The sequence below is a fragment of the Castellaniella sp. genome (genome assembly GCF_049673105.1).
Classification (GTDB): Bacteria; Pseudomonadota; Gammaproteobacteria; order Burkholderiales; family Burkholderiaceae_B; genus Castellaniella.
Genome location: NZ_JBATXG010000021.1, coordinates 93,246 through 113,892, shown reverse-complemented (window position 1 = coordinate 113,892; position 20,647 = coordinate 93,246). Strand labels below are relative to the sequence as shown.

Here is a 20,647-nt window from a genome sequence, read left to right as displayed (position 1 = left end):
GGCGCAGTACGGGACGGTGACGCTGAACGCCAACGGCACCTACAGCTACACGCTGGACAATGCGAACCCGGTGGTCAATGCGCTCAATGCCGGTCAGCATCTGACCGAGACCTTTACGTACCAGGTGCGCGATGCGGACGGGGATTTGCAGCCGGCGACCGTGACGATCACGATCAACGGCCACACTGACGGGCCTCCGACGATAGGTGTGCCGGATGTCCCCGGTTTGCAAGGCATTGGTGCTGTGGTCTCGGAAGAAGGGCTCTCGAATGGGATACAGGACAATACCGGCACCCCCGACGGGGATCATGCCAGCGCAGCGACCTTCAATGGCACGATCACCGTGGGCGATCCGGATACCCCGGTGTCGAGCCTGGTGCTCAGCCTGGGATCGGGCGTGACCGCCGCTCAGGGGCCGGGTTCGGGGGGAGGCGTGATTGCAAATTTGACCTCTCATGGCAAGGATGTCCATTGGACAAACGATGGCAGCGGCAAGGTGGTGGGTTACACCGGTACGCTCAATGGCGCTGACTACCACAAGGTAATTACCGTTGAGCTTATTGCTGGCGATACTGACGCTTCACGCGGCTATACAGTCACTTTGCACGATACCCTGGACCACAAGGACAACAGCGTCGAGGACGTCATCGATCTGAAGATCCCGGTGACGGTATATGACGGGGATCCTGCGGCTAGCACGACGCTGAGCGCCAGCACGACGATCACGGTGCGTATCGAAGATGATATGCCGACCGCAGTTGCGTCGGACGCTGTCAGCACGACGTCGCTGGATATTCCGGAAATTTATGTCGGAAAGGTCGATTTCTCTGGCTCCGGCGGGTCCAAGAGTGGTTACAGCTTTGATAATGGCGCTGTCACGGTTTCCGCGCTGGGCTTCACGTCCAGCAACACTCTGACGTTGGGTGCGGCGAATGTCTATCAAACTAGCAATGGTCTGGGCGTCAAGAGCAGCAAAGAGCCATACTTCGCAATTGATGGGGAAGTGGACTACCGTAAGGTCGGCAATCAAGGGGCATCAGAGGAACTGACGGTTCAGCTTTCGGGAGACCGTGTCGCCTACGGGGTCAAGGTTGAGTTTTCCCAGATGTTCGGGGGTGAGCTCGAGCGTGGCGTGGCACTGTTCTATCGTGGAGGAGTGCTCGTCTCGACACAGGAATTTTCTTCTGACCAGAGCAGCGGCGACTATGCCGCTAACTTCCAGGTGCAGGAAGGCGGTTTTGATAAGATCGTGTTCAGGTCGCTGGATAACGGTCAGCCTGCCTCGCATGCTGACAACAGCGACTTCGCTGTCAAGAGCATTACCTTCTTGGGAACATCCGAAGCTCAGCCCATTGCATACGCGCATGGCACCATTGCGCTGGCGTATGGTGCAGATGGCCCTGGTGATCTGAATCTGACCGGCGCCGAAGCCGGTCTCAAGACGGCCAGCGGCCTTGATGTCACGTCGACAGTGTCGGCGAACGGCAACACCATCACCGGTCGAGATTCCAATGGGAATCTGGTCTACGAGATCCGTCTGACGCCCGCTGATGGAAAATGGGAGTTCTATCAGTACCAGGCAATGGACAAGACCACCGATGGTCATGTCGATTTCAACTACTCGCTATCTGATCGTGATGGCGACGGTGCACCGGGTCATGTGTCTATTGTTGTTAACACCGCGCCGGAGTTCCTCAGCGGTACCGACACAGTGGATACACTGCCCAATACTGATGCCTATCACTTTGAGTCTGTGGATCCCCAGTCTGGTTCGCCTGTTGTGGGCCAGGTGCGAGCTCATGATTCGGATAATGATTCGCTGACCTACGAAATCACGGGTGGCAATCCCAACGGGGTCTACAGCATCGATTCGTCGACAGGAAAGATCCGTGTTGATTCTAGCAAGGACGGCAACCTGTTTAATTCTGAACGTACGGATCAAATCCAGGTTCAAGTATCCGATGGTAGAGGAGGGGTGGATACAGCCACCGTGGATGTTCACCTGGTGGGCGATCAGATCAGGATTGGCGCTAATGGTGTGGACAATTTGTCCGGGAATATTGGATCGGATATTCTCCTGGGTGACCCCGGTGGGATTAAGCAGAATATTGAGAAGGGTACCAGTTATAACATTGCATTGGTGCTGGATCTATCAGGCTCCATGGGTGATAAGTGGGGTTCTGGGTCGGATGAGGAATCTCGCTTGGCTACGGCTAAAAAGGCCTTGATTTCCTTGCTGCAGAATCATCTGGCGGATCATGATGGCACCATTAATGTTTCTTTGATTACATTCGCTGGATCTTCTAGTAAGACTGTCTATGAAATTGACGGCTTGAACAGCGGTAATGTTGATCAGATGGTCGCGAAGATCAATGGCCTGAGTGCTGATGGTTCCACTCCCTACGGAGCCGCTTTCAAGGAAACCAAGTCCTGGTTTGATGGGCAGCCGTCAACGGATGGTAGTAATGATAATAAACCATTTAAGAATGTGACTTTCTTTCTGACGGATGGGGAGCCGACCGATAATGCGAATAATCGAGATAGTGCGTTCAGTTTGTTGAGTAACAAGAGTGATGTTTATGCGATTGGGATCGGGGATGGTGTCTCGGTTTCCACTTTGGATAAATATGACGATACTGGCAGCACCTTTACAACTGGAGGGGCTACTCTTGTCGATTTCGAAGGTAGTAATGGACGTAATAATCTGAATGCATGGGTTCGAGGTGGTGGCCAAGGGTCTCTGAGTAAAGTTGATAAGGCCCCCTCTTGGGCGTGGTGGGAAGAGAATAGTATGCGCATCACTGACACATCATCCAGTGATGGTAAGGCCGTGGTTGTCTCAATGGCCGAATCTCAGAAAATCACCGTCACAGAAGCAAATGGCGTATCTTTCGGATTTGACGCAACATTAAACAACTATAAGGCTGGCGACTCTTTCAAATGGAATCTTTTGATGTGGGATGCTCAGTCTGCCAAGTGGGAGGTTGCCGAGAGCGGGACGAATGCTGATACGGTGACGCAGATCCATGGTCCTGGAGAATATCGCTTCTCGTTCGAGGTGAACGATGGTAGTAACGGGGGTACGTTCTCTGTAGATATTGATAATATCCGGACTTACACTTCTGGCAAGGTAGGGGCATCCGAGGTTGTGCTGGACCCTTCTGACTTGAGCGCAGCCCTCGTCGGCGGGACTCATCATACCGAGCCAGCCCCGGTCGGCAATGATCATTTGTCAGGTGGTGCAGGTGATGACATTCTGTTCGGTGACGTCATCAATACCGACAGCCTGACTTGGGCAGGGCGTCCGGCCAATCTGCCCGATGGTTCAGGTCTGGATGCGCTGAAGGCCTATCTGAAGGCTGATCTCGGTCATGATGCCACTAGCCAGGACATCTACGACTACATCAAGGGTCACGCCGATCAGTTCAACGTCGCTGGCGATACTCGCGGCGGGAACGACACCCTGGATGGCGGCGCTGGCAACGACACCCTCTATGGACAGGGCGGCAATGACACCCTGATTGGTGGCGCAGGGAACGACACGCTGTACGGTGGCGAGGGCTACGATGTATTCCAGTGGAGACTCGGTGATCAGGCCGAAGCCGGGCAGCCAGCGGCGGTGGACCATGTCAAGGATTTCGGCGTAGGGAATACATACGGCATCGGCGGGGATACGGACAAGTCTCATCAGGACGTGCTTGATCTGAGCGACTTGTTGTCGGAACATACGTCGAGTGGTGATTTGACTCAGTATCTGCAGATTACTGGTGATGGTAGCAAGACGACCATCAATGTGAAGGTTGACGCAAACGGCGACGCTTCCAGTACGGTGACTCAGCAGATCGTTATCGACAACGTTGATTTGACCGTGGGCCATGACAATCTGGATACGACCAGCGGCCAAGCAGCATTGATCAACAGCCTCATCAACGATGGTAAGTTGAAGGTCGAACAGTAAGCCTCACCGCTTTTTTTGCCAGACCTTGCACCCGCGCCCCGGTTTTCCGGGGCGCGGGCGTTTTGAGTGTCGTTTTGTGGAAATGGGCAAGAGGAGAGGATAGCCCCCAAGGCATCAGGACAGCCGGGTGGCCGTCAGGTCGTTACCCTGTCTTTCCCGCCAATAGGCGCTCCGGATCCATGCCGTTAACATGGTCTTTTGCGTGGAACGCGCGTCCATCTTCCGGCACGGCTTCCTCTCAGTCGGGTTTTGTATCAAAATCTATGAATGTCTGATCGTCGGCCGGCTTCCGCCAGGTTCCGGGGCCTGCTGCAGGGGCTGACCGTTCTGGTTTTTGGACTGGCGTTGGCCTGGGGGTCGGCGCCAGCCCTGACGTTCGACCCCGATCAACTGGCCCAATATGCCCGCCAGCACTATGGCGCCAAGGCCGAGCGGGGGGTCAAGGCCTGGCAGGCCATGCTGACTCAGTCCGCCGGGCTGGACGAACAAGAAAAACTACGCGCGGTCAACGACTTCTGGAACAACATCTTGATCGGTGGGGAAGACATCACCATCTGGGGCCAGACCGATTATTGGGCGACGCCGCTGGAATCACTGGGAAAAGGGACAGGAGACTGTGAAGATTATGTCACCGGGAAATATTTTTCCCTGCTGCGCCTGGGGGTGTCGCCCAGCAAATTGCGCTTCGTCTATGTCCGGGCCCAGATCGGCAGCCAGAGCATTGCGCACATGGTATTGGGCTATTACCCGACGCCGCAGGCGGAACCTTTAGTGCTGGACAGCTTGGTGGACCGGATCCAGCGGGCCGGTCATCGGCCCGATCTGACGCCGGTCTTCAGTTTCAATGCCGAAGGGGTCTATGTGCCCGGCGGCGCCCGGCGCTCTGTCGATCAGATCGGGCGCTGGCGTGATTTGATTGGCAAAATGCGGGCCGAAGGTTTTCAGCCCTGATTGTGTGGAAAAGGAATGTCATGTCCTTGTTAAGACAATTGCTGTTGAGTGTGACGCTGGCGATTCTGGTGATTCTGGTCGGGGCGACGGTGTTCAGCATCGGATCGGCCCGCCAGTATCTGGATGCGCAGCTACAGGCGCAAAGCGACTCGACAGCGACGTCGCTGGCGCTGACTTTGTCGCAGCCGTCCAATCAGGATCCGACGGTGCGGGAATTGCTGATTTCCGTGTTGTTCGACAGCGGCCAGTTTCAGGTGGTGGAATTTCTGGACCCGACCGGGCGGATTCTGATCCGTCGGGAAATCGGCGATGGCCAGGCAGAACAGGTCAATGCGCCGGGGTGGTTCAGTCATCTCTTGCCGCTGCAGCGTCACGAGGCTCAGCGCCAAGTCACGAATGGCTGGTCGCAATTGGGCGTGGTGCGTCTGCAGGCCAACGATGCCTATGCGCGCGAGGCCTTGTGGACCAGCACGGAACGGATCGTGGCCCTGACTGTGGGCGCCGGGATTTTATGGGGGCTGTTCGTCAGCCTGTTGATGCGTTGGCTGCGCCGGTCTTTGCATGACGATGTGATGGCCAGGGTGCGTGCGTTGGCGGATTCAGGCGGGCAGGCGGATTTGCCGCCGGTGCGCCATCCGGTGATCGCCGAACTGGAAGAGGTCTCTCAGGCCATTGTGCGCACGCATGAACAGGTCAGGGCGACGGTCAGCGAACGGGAAGCCCGGATCGAATCCCTGCAACTGGAATTGAATCAGGATCCGGTCACGGGCCTGGCCAATCGCAAATATTTCATGAATGAATTGCGGCGTGTGCTGGAACTGCCCGCCAATCAGGATGGCAGCAGCGGTCACGTGATGCTGTTTCGGCAGTGTGATCTGCAGGCGGTGAATCAGTCCATGAGCCGCGCAGTGGTCGACCAGTGGCTGCGCAACGTCGGTCAGTTGGTGCTGGAATTGCTGCGCGCGCGGGTTGGGCGGCAGGCCTGGCTGGCGCGGCTCAATGGATCGGATTTTGCCTTTGTGCTGCCGATGATGCCAGGGCCTGTCGCCGTGCGGATCGCCAAGGCGGTGGCTGACATGTTGCAGGCTCAGCGCATCCAGTTGGGGCAGGCGGGCTTGTGCCGCTGGCGCATGGTCCTGACGGACTACGAACCGACAGAAGACATGGTGGATGTGCTGGCGCGCCTGGACGAAGCCCTGATGCGGGCGGAAAGCGCCGGCAGCAACGAGGTCGAATATCTGCCCAGCCAGGATCTGCGCCGCGATGCGGGCCGGATGGGGGGCGAACAGGCCTGGCGCGGCTTGTTGCGCAACGCGCTGGACGAGGGCTGGTTTTCCCTGTCGATGCAGCGGGATGAGTCCGCCGTGGCAGGCACAGACTGCATGATGGGCACGCTGATGCTGCAAGAACCCAGTGCATCGGAACCCTTGTCCGGATATTTGTTCATGCCGCCCGCCGTGCGCCTGGGCATGTCGGGGGCCTGCGATGCGCAGGCGATCAGTCTGGGATTGAATTGGCTGTCGACCCACCCCGGCGACCTGACTCTGCGCATGTCCCTGGCGTCGATTCTGCAGGACGATTTCTGCGCCGAAATCGCCACCCGTTTGACGGGGCGCCCGGATCAGAGCGCCTGCATGATCGTCGAACTCGATTCCTATGGTCTGGTGTCGTATCGGACGCAGATCATCAAATTCGCCGGCATGCTGCGGGATCACGGTGTGCGTCTGGGCTTGCGGCGCTTTGCCGAACAGCCCGAAGCCCTGTTGTATCTGCATGAACTCAAGCCCGATTACGTGCGGATATCAGGCGCCCTGATGTCCGCGCAGGCGGACAGCCCCGGTGCGCGCAGGCTGCTGGAAGCCGTGCTGGAAACCGCCCGAGATATCGGCGCAAAAGTCGATCTGGAGACAGCGCGGGGGTAGGGCTGAGTGTGGCCGCCGCCCCGTGATTTATACTAGCGGACTTCGCCTGTCAGGCGACCGTTGTCTCCTTAGTTAAATGGATATAACTTTCCCCTCCTAAGGGAAGATTGCAGGTTCGATTCCTGCAGGAGACGCCAGAACCCTTGCCGCAGGGCATGGCTACCCAGCGTGATCCGCGTCGGATCCCAGCGCTACTTCCACCGGCTTCGCCCCTAATGCCCCCGTCAGCACGTCGGCAGCCACGCTGATCAGGTAACCCCGCCGCCCGCCGTTCAGGTAGACGGTGTCGTAGTCCAGCAGCGTCTTTTCCACCCAGACCGGCATGCGCTTGCGCGTGGCGAATGGGGACGTGCCTCCCACCTGATAACCCGAGTTGCGCTGGGCGGTATCCGGGGAGCAGGGGCTGATTTTTTTGGCGCCCGTCTGGCGCGCCAGGTTTTTGGTCGAGACCTCGCAATCCCCGTGCATCAGCACCACCAGCGGGTGGCCGTGTTCGTCTTCCATGATCAGCGTCTTGGCGACTTGATGCAGCGGGACGCCTAGCTGATGCGCGGCTTCGCGCGCGCCGCCATGATCCACGTAGTCATAGGGGTGCTCGCCAAAGGCGATTTTCTGCTGCCGCAGCCAGTGTGTGGCGGGTGTCTCGGATGTGTGCTTTGTTTTCGACATGACGGTGCCTGATGGACGGGAATTTCGCATCACGCCCGCGGATGATGCTGGGCGTGCAGGGCTTTCAGCCGTTCGCGGGCGACGTGGGTGTAGATCTGGGTGGTGGAAATGTCGGCGTGGCCCAGCAGCATCTGCACCACGCGCAGGTCGGCGCCGTGGTTCAGCAGGTGGGTGGCGAAGGCGTGGCGCAGCACGTGCGGCGACAGGGGGACGCGGATGTCGGCCTGCTGGGCGTATTTGCGGATCAGCAGCCAGAACGCCTGGCGCGTCATGGCGCCGCCGCGGGCGGTGGCGAACAGGGCATCGCAGGCGCGGGCGCCCAGGATGGCGGGCCGGCTTTCGCGCAGATAGCGTTCGATCCAGTGCAGGGCCTCGTCGCCCAGCGGAACCAGGCGATCCTTGGCGCCTTTGCCCATGATCACGCGCGCCACGCCGTCGCTCAGGCTGGTGTCGTGCACGTTCAGGTGGACCAGTTCGCTGACGCGCAGGCCGGTGGCGTACAGCGTTTCCAGCATGGCGCGGTCGCGCAGGCCCAGGGTGGTATCGGTATCCGGCGCGTTCAGCAGGTCGTCGACCTGGTTTTCGGACAGTGTTTTGGGAAAACGGGCCGGCTGCCGGGCGCTGTGCAGGCCCAGACAGGGGTCTTCCTGGCACAGGTTGCGGCGTAGCGCCCACAGGTAGAAACGCCGCAGTGCGGCCAGGCGGCGGTTGGCCGTGCTGGCCTTGGTCTGCAGGTATTGGCCTGCCATCCAGGCCTGGATGTCTTCCTTATGTGCGGATTCCGGCGAGCGTTTGCGTTCGGCCATCAGCCAGCCGGCAAAGGCATTCAGGTCACGCCGATAGGCGGCCAGCGTATTGTCCGCCAGGCCGTCTTCCAGCCATAGGGCATCCAGGAAGGCATTGATCGCGGGAAAGGGCGAAGCTTGGGTGGCCACGGCGTTCAGGGATTCTGCATGGTCATGAGCAGGATTTTACCTGCCTTGCTCACCCGTATGGGCGAATGCCTCTGATTGTCATCAAGGATCGATGATGATCATGAGCATTTGTTTCACGTCAAATTTCCGGTATTTTCGATAGCGGAATATACCTATATATATTACGATGACTTTACCTAATTCATAGGAGTGCCAAGATGTCGTTTCGCCGTGTATTGATCGCCTGCGCCTTGTCCTGCGTCGTGGCGCCCGTCCTGGCCGGTGAGGTGCTGGTGTCGGCTGCCGCCAGCCTGACCAACGCCTTCAAGGACCTGGCCGTTCAGTACGAGACTGCCCATCCGGATACCAGGATTTTGACGACGTTCGGCGCGTCGGACGTGGTGCTGCGCCAGATCACCGAAGGCGCTCCCGCCGACATCTTTGCGTCCGCCGATCAAAAGGCCATGGACAAGGCCGCCGCCGCGCAGGCCATCGATCCGGCCAGCCGGGTGAATTTCGTGCGCAACGAGGTCGTGCTGGTGGTGCCGTCCGACAATCCGCGCGGGATTCAGTCCCTGCGGGATCTGGCCAAGCCGGACGTGCAGCGGATCGCGCTGGGCAACCCGGATTCCGTACCGGTGGGGCGCTACACGCGGGCCGCGCTGGAACGGGCCGGGTCCTGGGATGTCGTTCAGGCGCATCAGATCCTGGGTCAGAACGTGCGCCAGGTGCTCAGCTACGTGGAACGCGGCGAGGTCGATGCCGGGTTCGTCTTCGCCACCGATGCCGCCATCATGAAGGGCAAGGTCAAGGTCGTGCAGGTGGTGGACACCCCGGAACCGGTGGTGTATCCGATCGCCCTGGTGAACCGCGAGGGCCGCGCGCCGGAAGCCACCAGCTTCCTGGACTATGTGGTGTCCCCAGAAGGGCAGGCGGTGCTGGCGCGATACGGTTTTGCCAAGCCGTGATGCGGGCTTTGAGAGCAGCCTTTCTGCCGGGGCTCTCCGGTGCAGCCGGTGCCGGTCATGGCTGAACTCTGGATTCCTTTGCTGCTGTCCCTGAAGGTCGCGGGTTGGGCCACGGCGCTGGCCTCTGTGGGGGGCATTGCGGTGGCCTATGGACTGTCGCGCTGGTCGTCGCGCTGGTGCGACGTGGTCGATGCCTTTTTGACCTTGCCGATGGTGCTGCCGCCCACCGTCACCGGGTATTACCTGCTGGTGCTGTTTGGCCGGCGCGGCTGGCTGGGGGCCTGGCTGCAGTCGCATGGGATCGAGCTGGTCTTTACCTGGCAGGGCGCGGTGGTGGCGGCGTCCGTGGTGGCGTTTCCCATGGTGCTCAAGGCCGCCAGGGCGGCATTTCTGGACGTGGATCATCGCCTGGAGCAGGCGGCAGCGGTGCTGGGGGTGTCGCCTGCCGCGGTGTTTTTCCGGGTCAGCCTGCCGCTGGCCGCCAGGGGTATTCTGGCCGGGGTCCTGCTGGCGTTCGCCAGGGCGCTGGGTGAATTTGGGGCCACCCTGATGGTGGCGGGCAATATTCCCGGCAAGACACAGACGCTGTCGATCGCCATCTACGAGGCCGTGCAGGCCGGCAATGACGAGACGGCCAATATTCTGGTGCTGGTCACATCGGCCACCTGCGTGGCGGTGCTGTGTCTGGCCGCCTGGCTGATGCCGGGGGGGCGTCGCGCGCGCCGTTCGCGGAGTGCGGCATGAGCCTGATCGTGGACATCCGCTGCCGCGTCGGCGGCCCCGACGGCTTTCTGCTGCAGCCTGTTTGGCAGACAGACGGGCGCCGGGTGGCACTGTTCGGGCCGTCCGGATCCGGCAAGAGTCTGACCATGCAGGCGATCGCCGGCCTGCTGCGCCCGGACGCTGGGCGGATCGTGGTCGATGGCCGCGTCCTGTTCGATCATGCAGCCGGCATCGATGTGCCGCCCCGCGCCCGGCGTCTGGCCTATCTATTTCAGGACTACGCCCTGTTTCCGCACCTGACGGTGCGTCAGAACATCGGTTTCGGCTTGCAGCGCGGCTGGTTGAACTGGCATGGCTGGGGCCGGCCTGCCGCGGACGGCGGCGTGGGCCGCTGGCTGCGCCGCCGGGATCTGCCGCCTGCCGCGATGCGCTGGGTGCGGGCGTTTCACCTGGGCGGCTTGCTGGATCGCTATCCGGCTGAACTGTCCGGGGGGCAGCGCCAGCGGGTGGCCTTGGCGCGGGCCTTGTCCACCGATCCTGGCCTGTTGTTGCTGGACGAACCCCTATCGGCGCTGGATGCGGATCTGCGCACGCAGATGCGCGGAGAGTTGCTTCAGTTGCAGCGCGACATCGACATTCCCACCATTTTGATCACCCATGACCCGGCGGATGTGCAGGCTTTGGCTGATCAGGTGTTTCAGATTGCCGAGGGCCGGATCCTGGGCCAGAAGGCGGTGGTCTGATCCGTATTTGGCCTGCCGTCCGGTTTGGCGGGGCCGACCGGATCAGTCCAGCGTGCAGATCAGCACGTCGGATGCCTGAAAGCAGGCGCGGGCGGGTGATCCCGGCACCAGATCAGCGGGGGCGGGAGTTCCGCGTGCGGGGGCTGCGGCAAGTCCGGTGATGCGGATGCGCGGCGTCACATCCAGGCTGATTTCTCTTAGGCCGTCACCCGCCACGAGATGGCTGACGCATCCGGCCCAGCAGGTATTTTCTGTGGCGGGATCGGCTGCATCCGGCTCGTCGGGCAGGATGCGCACGGCCTGGGCCTTGATGAAGGCGAGCGCGCGTCGATCCGGGGCCAGACCCAGCCGTTCGGTGCTGGCATGGGTCAGGGTGGCCGTCAGGGCGATGCCGGCGTCCAATGCCAGCGTCAGACGGTCATTCACCGGGCCGGACTCGATCCGCTGGATCACGCCTTCGAAGCGGTTGCGGGCAGAGGTCTGCAGCGCCATGCTGTGCAACAGATCCAGATGACGAGTGCTGTCGGGGCCAAAGCGCGACAGGACGTCCATGAAGCGCTGGTGTTCGGCCTGAACGGCCTGGTACCAGGCCACCAGTTCGCGGGCGCGGGCGGTCAGCAGGGCGCCGCCGCCGCGCTTGCCGCCCGTGACCCGTTCGACCAGCAGATCGCCGGCAGCGTTGTTCATCATGTCCACGGCATCCCAGGCGGCTTTGTAGCTCAGGCCAACCTTGCGGGCAGCGGCGCTGATCGAGCCTTCGGTGCCGATGGCGGCCAGCAGCGCCATGCGGCGTTCCGACCCCCAGCTCTGATCGCCGCTGCGCAGGCTCAGGGTCGTGCTCAGTTCAAGCGGCGATGTCGGGGTGCTGTTGCTCATGGAAGGCAGTGTACGCGGCGTAGTCGGGGCGGCTCAAGATTGAAAGGGGGCGGTCCGCCGTGTTCAGGGCCGGTGCGCGGCTGACGGGTTCAGGCAGGCTGCGTATCCGTCGATCGCGTCGGGCCAGGCGGGCGTCCAGCCGCTGGCCTTCAGTCGTGCATTGGACAGGCGCTTACCGTCGGGCGGGCGGTGTTCCCGGGCAGGCGGTGGTCCGCCCGCCATCCGGGCCAGGGCATCGTAGAGCGCCGCCATGGGCATCGGGTGGTCGTCGGTGCCGATATAGCAGGGCAACGGATCGGCCAGGGAGAGCAGGTGGGCGCAGGCACGCGCCGCATCATCGATGTGGATCCGGTTGGCCCAGTGGCCAGGGCCGTCCGGCACGGCGATCCGTCCGGCGCGCAGACCGTCCAGCAGGCGCAAGCGCTCCGGGCCGTACAGGCCCGACAGACGCAGGGCGACGCCGCGCCCAGGCAGCCGGGCCTGCAGCAGGGCTTCGGCTTCCAGCATGGCGGTTCCGCGAAAGTCCGCCGGATCGGGGGGGGTCTCTTCGTCCACCAGCCGATCGGCGGTGTCCGGCCCCCAGACGGCGGAAGAATCCACCAGCACGCAGCGCTGCAGTTGGTCAATATTGGGCAGTGCGTCCAGCAGGGCTTGCAGCCCCTGCGGATAGGCGCGGGCATAGGCCTCGGGAGCGCGGGTGTCGGGCGCCGGCGCGTACAGGATGTGAGTGATGGGGGCGGCGGCGATGTCCGGGATGGCGCCTAACGCCAGGGCCAGACCGCCCGCGTCGCCCAGATCGGCCTGCAGCCAGCGGATGCGCTCGCCGGGGCGTGAGTGCATGGCCCGCCGTCGCAGACCGATGCAGGCCCAGCGATCCGGGGCCAGTGCGTCCGCTGCGCGCAGGCACAGGTCGCCGCCCACCAACAGCAGGGTGTGCGCCGCCAGCGGGCGCGTACCTAATAGAATGTCTGTTTCCATGTCCGCACAGTCTATCCCATGAGCGATTCCTTTCCCTTGCAGCGCAGCCATCCCGATGAGCTGATCGTCGGCCTCGTATCGGTGTCCGACCGGGCCTCGTCGGGCGTCTATCAGGATCAGGGCATTCCGGCGCTGTCGGACTGGCTGCAGCGGGCCGTGACGCGGCCCCCGCGCATCGTGTCGCGGCTGATCCCCGATGACCGGGCGGGCATCGCCGCCACCCTGCGCGAACTGGTGGACCAGGCCCGCTGCGATCTGGTGTTGACCACCGGCGGCACCGGGCCGGCCCGCCGCGATGTGACGCCGGAAGCCACCCTGGACGTGGCCACGCGCGAACTTCCCGGCTTTGGCGAGCAGATGCGCCAGGTCAGCCTGGCCTTTGTGCCGACTGCCATCCTGTCGCGTCAGGTGGCGGTGATCCGCGAACTGGCGGATCATGCGGCCCTGATCATCAATCTGCCGGGTCAGCCCAAGGCCATCCAGGAAACGCTGGAAGGCTTGCGCGGGGATGATGGCGCCGTGCGGATTCCAGGCATTTTTGCTGCCGTACCCTATTGCCTGGACCTGATCGGCGGCCCGCATGTCGAGACGCATGGCGCGGTGGTCAAGGCTTTCCGGCCCAAGTCGGCCCGGCGGGACGGTGATCAGCAGTAATTCCCATTCCGCCTTAAAATCCCGGCAATCGGGTTTTTTCCACTATTTCATCCTTTGGAGGTTCAGCCATGGCCCTGGTTTCCATGCGTCAGCTTCTTGATCACGCCGCCGAACACGGCTACGGGATCCCCGCCTTCAACGTCAACAACCTGGAACAAGTCCAGGCCATCATGGAGGCTGCCGATCAGACCAACAGCCCTGTGATCATGCAGGCCTCGGCGGGCGCCCGCAAATACGCCGGCGAAGGTTTCCTGAAACTGCTGATTCAGGCGGCGGTCGATTCCTACCCGCACATCCCCGTCGTCATGCACCAGGATCACGGCCAATCGCCGGCAGTCTGCCAGGGTGCCATCGACCTGGGTTTTTCCAGCGTCATGATGGACGGCTCGCTGATGGCCGACGGCAAGACGATTGCCTCCTATGAATACAATCTTGACGTCACCCGTCAGGTCGTTCAGATCGCGCACAAGCTTGGCATCACGGTCGAAGGCGAATTGGGTTGCCTGGGGTCCCTGGAAACCATGAAGGGCGACAAGGAAGACGGCCACGGCGCCGAAGGCACCATGACGCGTGAACAGCTGCTGACCGATCCCGAACAGGCTGCCGATTTCGTCAAGCAGACCCAGCTGGACGCCCTGGCCATCGCCGTGGGCACCAGCCACGGCGCCTATAAATTCACGCGCAAGCCCACCGGCGACATCCTGTCGATCCAGCGGGTCAAGGAAATCCACGCCCGTCTGCCCAATACCCACCTGGTCATGCATGGCAGCTCCAGCGTGCCCCAGGAACTGCTGGCGGAAATCCGCCAGTTCGGCGGCGACATGAAGGAAACCTACGGCGTGCCCGTCGAAGAACTCCAGGAAGCCATCAAGCACGGCGTGCGCAAGGTCAATATCGATACCGATATTCGCCTGGCCATGACGGGCGCCATCCGCCGCTTCATGGCGGAAAACCCGTCCAAGTTCGATCCGCGCGAATATCTGAAGCCCGCTCGCGAGGCCGCGAAAAAGATCTGCGTGGCTCGTTACGAGCAATTCGGCACGGCAGGCAATGCGTCCAAGATCAAGGCGATTCCTTTGTCCGACATGGCGGCCCGCTATGCGTCGGGCGAGCTCAAACAACTGGTGAACTAAGCCGATGAAGGCCCTGCTCGAATCCACTATCCAGTCGCTGCCCCTGCTGGGGCGCGGCAAAGTCCGCGACATGTATGCCGTGGGTGAAGACAAACTGCTTATCGTCGCCACCGACCGGATCTCGGCCTTTGACGTGATTCTGGACGACCCGATTCCGGGCAAGGGCAAGGTCCTGACCGCCTTGACGGAATTCTGGCTGCAGCGCCTGGGCCATCTGGTGCCCACCCACGTCACGGGTATTGCACCCGAGGACGTGGTGTCGCCGGACGAACGCGAGCAGGTGGCGGGGCGGGCCATGGTGGTCAAGCGCCTGGACCCTGTTTTGGTCGAAGCCGTGGCGCGCGGCTACCTGATCGGGTCAGGCTGGAAGGACTACCAGGCCAGCGGTGCGGTGTGCGGGGTGGCGCTGCCACCCGGCCTGCGCCAGGCGCAGAAACTGGCCGAACCCATTTTCACGCCGGCGGCCAAGGCCGAATTCGGCCAGCATGACGAAAACGTGGATTTCAACTACGTGGTGGCTCAGGTCGGCGCCGACCTGGCGGCGGAAATCCGTCGCGTCACGCTGGCGCTGTATGCCGAGGCAGCCGACTATGCCGGTCGCCAGGGCATCCTGATCGCCGATACCAAATTCGAATTCGGTTTGGATGCGCGTGGCACGCTGCATCTGATGGACGAGGTCCTGACGCCGGATTCCTCGCGCTTCTGGCCGGCTGACGGCTATGCGCTGGGCATCAGCCCGCCGTCGTTCGATAAGCAGTTCGTGCGCGACTGGCTGGAAAGTCAGCATTGGAACAAGACGCCGCCGGCCCCGCGCCTGCCGGCTGACGTGTTGGAACGCACCGCTGCCAAATACCGCGAAGCCCAGGATCGTCTGACCCAGGGGGCGAAATGACAGGACCGGACGCTGCCCCCGTGGTTGGCCTGATCATGGGTTCGTCCAGCGACTGGGACGTCATGCGCCATGCGGCAGCTGTTTTCGATGAATTCGACATTGCCCATGAAACCCGCGTGGTGTCTGCGCACCGCATGCCGTTGGACATGGTCGAATACGGCGCTCAGGCTGTGGCGCGAGGCCTGCGGGCCATCGTGGCCGGGGCGGGCGGGGCGGCCCATTTGCCAGGCATGATGGCGGCCTTGACGCCGGTGCCTGTGTTTGGCGTGCCGGTGCCGTCGCGCTATCTGCGCGGCGAAGATTCCCTGCTGTCCATCGTGCAGATGCCCAAAGGGGTGCCGGTCGGCACCTTTGCGATCGGCGAGGCCGGGGCGGCCAATGCGGCGCTGCACGTCGTCGCCAATCTGGCCATGACGGACATCGATCTGTTGCAGCGCCTGCAGGCTTACCGGGCGCGCCAGACGCAGGCGGCCCGCGCCATGGTCGTGCCGCCGGAGGCTTCCTGATGGATGCCGGCAGCCTGCCGGCAGCGCCGGGATCCTGGCTGGGGGTATTGGGCGGCGGGCAATTGGGCCGCATGTTCTGTCATGCCGCCCAGGCGCTGGGCTACCGTGTGGCCGTGCTGGACCCCGACGAATCCAGCCCCGCCGGCATGGTGGCTGATCGCCACATTCGCGCCGCCTATGACGATCCACAGGCGCTGGATGCGCTGGGCCGCCTGTGCGTAGCGGTCACGACCGAATTCGAAAACGTGCCGGCGGGCAGTTTGCGCCGCCTGGCTGAACTGTGCCGGACGGCGCCGTCGGGGGACGCCGTGGCCATCGCCCAGGATCGCCTGGCTGAAAAGGCCTATCTGCAGGCCTCGGGGGTGCCCGTGGCCGCGCACGCGGGGGTGCGTCAGATCTCCGATCTGGATGCCTGCCCCGATACCCTGTTTCCCGGCATTTTGAAGACCGCCCGCCTGGGTTACGACGGCAAAGGCCAGGTCCGGGTGACGTCCCGCGAGCAGGCCCGCCAGGCCTTCGAGTCCCTGAACGCCGTGGATTGCGTCCTGGAAGCTCTGCAGCCTTTGTCCTACGAGATTTCCGTAGTGGTGGCGCGCGGCCTGGACGGCCACGCGGTCAGCTACCCGCCCTCGCGCAACGTGCATCGGGACGGCATTCTGGCGCTGTCCACGGTCGATGACACGATCGCGCCTGCCGTAGCGGATCTGGCCCGCGAATCCGCCTTGCGGGTGGCGCAGCATCTGGATTATCACGGTGTGCTGTGCGTCGAGTTTTTCGTGTTGAGCGATGGAGCCGTCATCGCCAACGAAATGGCGCCGCGCCCCCACAACAGTGGCCACTATACGCAGGACGGCTGTCTGGTCAGCCAGTTCGAACAGCAGGCCCGCATCATGGCCGGCCTGCCGCTGGGGGATACGGATGCCCTGCGTCCTGCCGCCATGTTGAATCTGTTGGGGGATTTGTGGTTCGGGGCCGATGGGCAGCGGCGCGAACCGGATTGGGCCGGCGTGTTGGCCGTGCCCGGCACCCGCCTGCATCTGTATGCCAAGGCCGATGCCCGCCCAGGGCGCAAGATGGGCCACATCAATATTCTGGGAGCTTCGGCAGCCGAATTGCTGGCGCGCATCGCCCTGGTCAGGGGCATACTGGGATTGCCGGATGCCTGATTCCATTCAGGCCCGGATCATCCAGGCCGCGCATCGGCTGGACCAGGGCCGCCTGGTGGCTTTTCCCACCGAGACGGTCTACGGTCTGGGCGCCGATGCTGAAAATCCTCAGGCCGTGGCCCGTATTTATGCGGCCAAGCGCCGTCCCGCCGATCATCCCGTGATTGTCCATCTGGCGCCCGATACGGACCCGGCCTACTGGGCGGCGGCAGTGCCGCCCCAGGCCCAGCAGCTGATGGCGATGTTCTGGCCAGGGCCATTGACCTTGATTCTGCCGCGCGCGCAGCGGATTCCGGACGCGGTCAGCGGTGGGCAGGCCAGCATCGGCCTGCGCTGCCCTGCGCATCCGGTGGCGCAGACCTTGCTGCATGTGTTTGCCTCGCTCAAGCCGCATGGTTGTGGCGGAGTGGCGGCGCCGTCGGCCAATCAGTTCGGCCAGGTCTCACCCACGCGGGCGGATCATGTGCGCCAGGAATTCCCGGACCTGGACGAGCAGGCCCTGATGATCCTGGAAGGTGGAGAATCGCAGGTGGGGATCGAATCGACGATCCTGGACCTGTCGCGCCTGGATCAGGGGGTCGGCCCTGTGTTGCTGCGCCCCGGCCAGATCACGATCTTGCAATTGGCGGAAGTGCTGGGCGATCTGCCCGCGCTGCCCGATGCGGCGGCGCCCAGGGTGTCGGGATCGCTGAAAGCGCACTATGCGCCGCGCACTCCGGTTGTCCTGGTCGATGCTGCTGCGCTGGCGACCTGGGCGGCGGCCGGCTCCGGCTCGGGGTTGGCGGATCCGGCAGGCCTTGCGCTGTCCGGGCGCCAGGCCGTCGTGGTGCTGGGCGATCCTCCGGGTCCTGCTCCGCAGGGCGTGGAATGGGTGGTCGTGCGGGCCGAACCGGCCCATTATGCCCGGCGCCTGTATGCTCTGTTGCGCGAACTGGATGCTGGCGGCTATGCCCGCATCGTGCTGCAACGCCCGCCGGATGAGCCGGCTTGGCAAGGGGTCAACGACCGGATCAGTCGGGCGGCTGCCGCCTTTTCACCTGGAAAATTGCAATGAAGTTCAAGGAATTCGAACCCGGCATGGTGATCCATCATGGGCCGGTGACGGTGCTGCAGGACGAGATGCTGGCCTTTGCCCGCGCCTATGACCCGCAGTGGTTCCATGTGGATGTCGAGCGCGCCGAATCCGGGCGCTGGGGCGGTCTGATCGCCAGCGGCTGGATGACCTGCGGCCTGGCGATGCGCATGGCGGTGGAATGCGCCCTGCATGATTCCGAATCCTTTGGTTCGCCGGGCTTGGAACGTCTGCGTTGGATGAATCCCGTACGGCCTGACGATCAGCTGCGCCTGGAAGCCACCGTGGATTCGAAACGGGTATCGTCGTCGCGCGATGATCTGGGGATTCTGCGCTGGACCTGGCGTCTGTTCAACCAGTTGGATCAGCAAGTGCTGGAAGTCGAAGCCACCAGCCTGTTCGAACTGGAACTGCCCGCCGGCTCGGACTGACGATCCGCCTGGCCCGGCGCGATGTCCGGGTGGTGATCTTAGCGGAACACCACCGTGCGCCGGCCATTGAGCAGGATGCGGTGTTCCACGTGCCAGCGCACCGCGCGCGACAGCACCACGGATTCGACGTCGCTGCCGATGCGGGTCAGGTCCTGCGGACTCATGGCGTGATCGACCCGTTCAATGTCCTGTTCGATGATGGGGCCTTCGTCCAGGTCCTGGGTCACGTAGTGGGCGGTGGCGCCGATGATCTTGACCCCACGGGCATGGGCCTGATAGTAGGGGCGGGCGCCCTTGAAGCTGGGCAGAAAGCTGTGGTGGATGTTGATGGCGCGACCCGTCAGCGCCTGACACAGATCGGATGACAGGATCTGCATGTAGCGGGCCAGCACAACCAGGTCCGCCTGTTCGCGTTCGACCAGATCCAGGATTTGCTGTTCTTGCGCCGCGCGGGTGTCGGCGGACACCGGCAGATGATGAAACGGTAGCCCGTGCGCCTGGGCCAGCGGCTGGAAATCAGGGTGATTGGAGACCACCCCGACGATTTCCGCCGGCATCTGCCCGCTGTGCACGCGAAATAGCAGATCGTTCAGGCAGTGTCCCTGTTTGCTGACCAGGATCAGCAGCCGCGCCTTGCGGCGGGCATCGTGAATCTGGAACTGCATGTCGAATCGTGCGGCGATCGGGGCGAAATCCTGCTGCAGCGCGTCGAGCGCGTCATCCGAAGGCAGAGAAAAATGCACCCGCAGAAAGAACTGCTGGCTGTCGGGATCGCCGAATTGCTGGGCGTGGACGATGTTGCCGTGGCGGGTCAGCAGCCAGCTGCTGACGGAATGAACGATGCCCATGCGATCTGGGCAGGAAAGTGTCAGGATGTAGTCGTGCATGGGCAGCGCCCAGAGGGCGTGTCTTTCAGTTGCGGGATAAAGGCTCACTGGCCTGGGTCAGTTCAAAATCCCCGGCGTGATAGATCAGGGGCGATAGCAACTGGCGCTGGCAGTGTTCCACCTGGCCGACGAAGATCGTGTGATCTCCCGCCTGGTGCTGCTGGGTATTATGGCATTCGAACCAGGCGGCGCAGCGCGTATCGCCCAGCATCAGGGTGCCGTTAGGGGCGTGTTCCAGCGGCAGGCCGGCGAACCGCTCGGTTTGCGGGCCTTTGGCGAAACGGCGGGCCAGATCGACCTGGCTGGCCGACAGGACGTGAATGACATAGCGATCCAGGGCCAGGAAGGCCGCCAGCGACGAGGCCGTGTGGGTCAAGGTCCACAGGACCATGGGCGGTTCCAGAGACACCGAGCTAAACGAGCTGATGGTCAGGCCCAGCGGGGCGCCGGTGTCCGGGTGTTCGGCGGTGACGATGGTCACGCCGGTCGGAAAACGGCCTAGCGCGGAACGGAAATACAGAGAGGGGAATTTCGCCGGGGTCGGAGATGAGGTCATGTCGCTGATCAGGGGGCCAGGCGATCCAGGACCCAGCCGCCGGCGGCGTCCAGGGAGTAGACCAGGCGGTCGTGCAGCCGGGATGGCCGGCCCTGCCAGAATTCGATGCGCTGCGCCTGCAGGCGGTAGCCGCCCCAGTGGGGCGGGCGCGAGGGCGTATCGCCCAGCGTCTGGGTCAGGTCCCGGACCCGTTGCGCCAGCGTCTCGTGATCGATGGGCTGGCTTTGGGGCGACGCCCAGGCGCCGATGCGCGACCCCAGGGGCCGACTGGCGTAGTAGTCGTCGGATTCGGCGGCGGACACGGGCGCGACGCTGCCTTCGATGCGCACCTGGCGTTCCAGTTCGGGCCAGAAGAACAGCAGACTGGCCTGCGGATTGACGCTCAGTTCCCGGCCTTTGCGCGATTGGTAGTTGGTGTAGAACACAAAGCCCTGGGCGTCGAAGCCTTTCAGCAGCACGATCCGGGACGAGGGGCGTCCGGCCTCATCGGCGGTGGCCAGCATCATGGCCGTCGGTTCGCGGACCTCGCTGTGCAGGGCCTGTTGAAACCATTGCTCGAATTGCGCGTAGGGGTCTGCGGCGGCGGCAGATTCCAGCAGTTCGAATTTTTGATAGGTTTGGCGGATATCGGCGATGGACATGAAGCCA

General features: G+C 62.9%; 20 protein-coding genes and 1 tRNA gene. 14 read left to right on the top strand and 7 right to left on the bottom strand.

The window, feature by feature from the left end; genetic code table 11:
- Positions 1-16 precede the first annotated feature (16 nt).
- From WBF69_RS08700 to WBF69_RS08685, 4 genes are all read left to right on the top strand, one after another.
- Complete coding sequence (locus tag WBF69_RS08700) at positions 17-3,958, top strand: type I secretion C-terminal target domain-containing protein (protein WP_424263245.1); 3,942 nt, start codon at positions 17-19, stop codon at positions 3,956-3,958.
- A 267-nt stretch (positions 3,959-4,225) separates the two neighbouring features.
- The gene (locus WBF69_RS08695; protein ID WP_424263243.1) at positions 4,226-4,909 is read left to right on the top strand and encodes a transglutaminase-like cysteine peptidase; all 684 of its coding nucleotides are present in this window, start codon (positions 4,226-4,228) and stop codon (positions 4,907-4,909) included.
- Positions 4,910-4,929: 20 nt separating this feature from the next.
- Entirely contained in the window at positions 4,930-6,831 is a 1,902-nt protein-coding gene (locus tag WBF69_RS08690) for a LapD/MoxY N-terminal periplasmic domain-containing protein (protein ID WP_424263241.1), read from the top strand.
- Between the two features lie 62 nt (positions 6,832-6,893).
- Positions 6,894-6,968: transfer RNA gene (locus tag WBF69_RS08685), tRNA-Arg, on the top strand.
- Between the two features lie 22 nt (positions 6,969-6,990).
- Here the strand turns inward: WBF69_RS08685 and WBF69_RS08680 are convergent.
- Positions 6,991-7,500, bottom strand: a complete 510-nt coding sequence (locus tag WBF69_RS08680; protein ID WP_424263239.1) for an aminoacyl-tRNA deacylase — start codon at positions 7,498-7,500, stop codon at positions 6,991-6,993.
- Between the two features lie 29 nt (positions 7,501-7,529).
- Positions 7,530-8,435, bottom strand: coding sequence for a site-specific tyrosine recombinase XerD (gene xerD / locus WBF69_RS08675; protein WP_424263237.1), 906 nt, complete (start codon positions 8,433-8,435; stop codon positions 7,530-7,532).
- A 197-nt stretch (positions 8,436-8,632) separates the two neighbouring features.
- On the opposite strand from xerD, the gene modA reads away from it, so the two are divergent.
- The 3 genes from modA to WBF69_RS08660 are packed head-to-tail and all read left to right on the top strand — an operon-like array spanning position 8,633 to position 10,848.
- The gene (gene modA, locus WBF69_RS08670) at positions 8,633-9,382 is read left to right on the top strand and encodes a molybdate ABC transporter substrate-binding protein (RefSeq protein WP_424263235.1); all 750 of its coding nucleotides are present in this window, start codon (positions 8,633-8,635) and stop codon (positions 9,380-9,382) included.
- A gap of 57 nt (positions 9,383-9,439) precedes the next feature.
- Complete coding sequence (gene modB, locus WBF69_RS08665) at positions 9,440-10,126, top strand: molybdate ABC transporter permease subunit (protein WP_424263234.1); 687 nt, start codon at positions 9,440-9,442, stop codon at positions 10,124-10,126.
- Positions 10,123-10,848, top strand: a complete 726-nt coding sequence (locus tag WBF69_RS08660) for a sulfate/molybdate ABC transporter ATP-binding protein (RefSeq protein ID WP_424263233.1) — start codon at positions 10,123-10,125, stop codon at positions 10,846-10,848. Before modB ends, WBF69_RS08660 begins: the two co-directional genes overlap by 4 nt.
- 42 nt (positions 10,849-10,890) lie before the next feature.
- On the opposite strand, the gene WBF69_RS08655 is transcribed toward WBF69_RS08660, so the two are convergent.
- Together WBF69_RS08655 and WBF69_RS08650 are read right to left on the bottom strand one after the other, a co-directional pair.
- On the bottom strand, positions 10,891-11,724 hold the full coding sequence (locus WBF69_RS08655) for a TOBE domain-containing protein (protein ID WP_424263232.1): 834 nt from the start codon (positions 11,722-11,724) through the stop codon (positions 10,891-10,893).
- A gap of 63 nt (positions 11,725-11,787) precedes the next feature.
- Positions 11,788-12,702 carry a hypothetical protein gene (locus tag WBF69_RS08650; RefSeq protein ID WP_424263230.1) on the bottom strand — a complete coding sequence of 305 codons (915 nt, stop codon included), beginning with the start codon at positions 12,700-12,702 and terminating at the stop codon, positions 11,788-11,790.
- Between the two features lie 18 nt (positions 12,703-12,720).
- Between WBF69_RS08650 and mog the strand changes: the two genes are divergently transcribed.
- The 7 genes from mog (at position 12,721) to WBF69_RS08615 (ending at position 18,556) form a co-directional block, all read left to right on the top strand.
- A complete protein-coding gene (mog, locus tag WBF69_RS08645) occupies positions 12,721-13,356 on the top strand; it encodes a molybdopterin adenylyltransferase (RefSeq protein WP_424263228.1) in 636 nt (211 codons plus the stop codon).
- Positions 13,357-13,424: 68 nt separating this feature from the next.
- Positions 13,425-14,489, top strand: a complete 1,065-nt coding sequence (gene fba, locus WBF69_RS08640; RefSeq protein WP_424263226.1) for a class II fructose-bisphosphate aldolase — start codon at positions 13,425-13,427, stop codon at positions 14,487-14,489.
- A gap of 4 nt (positions 14,490-14,493) precedes the next feature.
- Positions 14,494-15,381 carry a phosphoribosylaminoimidazolesuccinocarboxamide synthase gene (locus WBF69_RS08635; protein WP_424263224.1) on the top strand — a complete coding sequence of 296 codons (888 nt, stop codon included), beginning with the start codon at positions 14,494-14,496 and terminating at the stop codon, positions 15,379-15,381.
- Complete coding sequence (gene purE / locus WBF69_RS08630) at positions 15,378-15,887, top strand: 5-(carboxyamino)imidazole ribonucleotide mutase (RefSeq protein WP_424263222.1); 510 nt, start codon at positions 15,378-15,380, stop codon at positions 15,885-15,887. The genes WBF69_RS08635 and purE overlap by 4 nt, the downstream gene beginning before the upstream one ends.
- Positions 15,887-17,053, top strand: a complete 1,167-nt coding sequence (locus tag WBF69_RS08625) for a 5-(carboxyamino)imidazole ribonucleotide synthase (RefSeq protein ID WP_424263221.1) — start codon at positions 15,887-15,889, stop codon at positions 17,051-17,053. The genes purE and WBF69_RS08625 overlap by 1 nt, the downstream gene beginning before the upstream one ends.
- Positions 17,046-18,107 carry an L-threonylcarbamoyladenylate synthase gene (locus WBF69_RS08620; RefSeq protein WP_424263219.1) on the top strand — a complete coding sequence of 354 codons (1,062 nt, stop codon included), beginning with the start codon at positions 17,046-17,048 and terminating at the stop codon, positions 18,105-18,107. Before WBF69_RS08625 ends, WBF69_RS08620 begins: the two co-directional genes overlap by 8 nt.
- A complete protein-coding gene (locus WBF69_RS08615; RefSeq protein ID WP_424263217.1) occupies positions 18,104-18,556 on the top strand; it encodes a MaoC family dehydratase in 453 nt (150 codons plus the stop codon). Before WBF69_RS08620 ends, WBF69_RS08615 begins: the two co-directional genes overlap by 4 nt.
- A 38-nt stretch (positions 18,557-18,594) precedes the next feature.
- Here WBF69_RS08615 and purU read toward each other — a convergent pair whose 3' ends face one another.
- From purU to pdxH, 3 genes are read right to left on the bottom strand one after another with little or no spacing between them, the layout of a single operon-like run.
- Positions 18,595-19,443, bottom strand: coding sequence for a formyltetrahydrofolate deformylase (gene purU, locus WBF69_RS08610; RefSeq protein ID WP_424263215.1), 849 nt, complete (start codon positions 19,441-19,443; stop codon positions 18,595-18,597).
- A 25-nt stretch (positions 19,444-19,468) separates the two neighbouring features.
- A complete protein-coding gene (locus WBF69_RS08605) occupies positions 19,469-19,999 on the bottom strand; it encodes a flavin reductase family protein (RefSeq protein WP_424263213.1) in 531 nt (176 codons plus the stop codon).
- An 8-nt stretch (positions 20,000-20,007) separates the two neighbouring features.
- Positions 20,008-20,640, bottom strand: coding sequence for a pyridoxamine 5'-phosphate oxidase (pdxH, locus tag WBF69_RS08600; RefSeq protein WP_424263211.1), 633 nt, complete (start codon positions 20,638-20,640; stop codon positions 20,008-20,010).
- Positions 20,641-20,647: the final 7 nt, after the last annotated feature.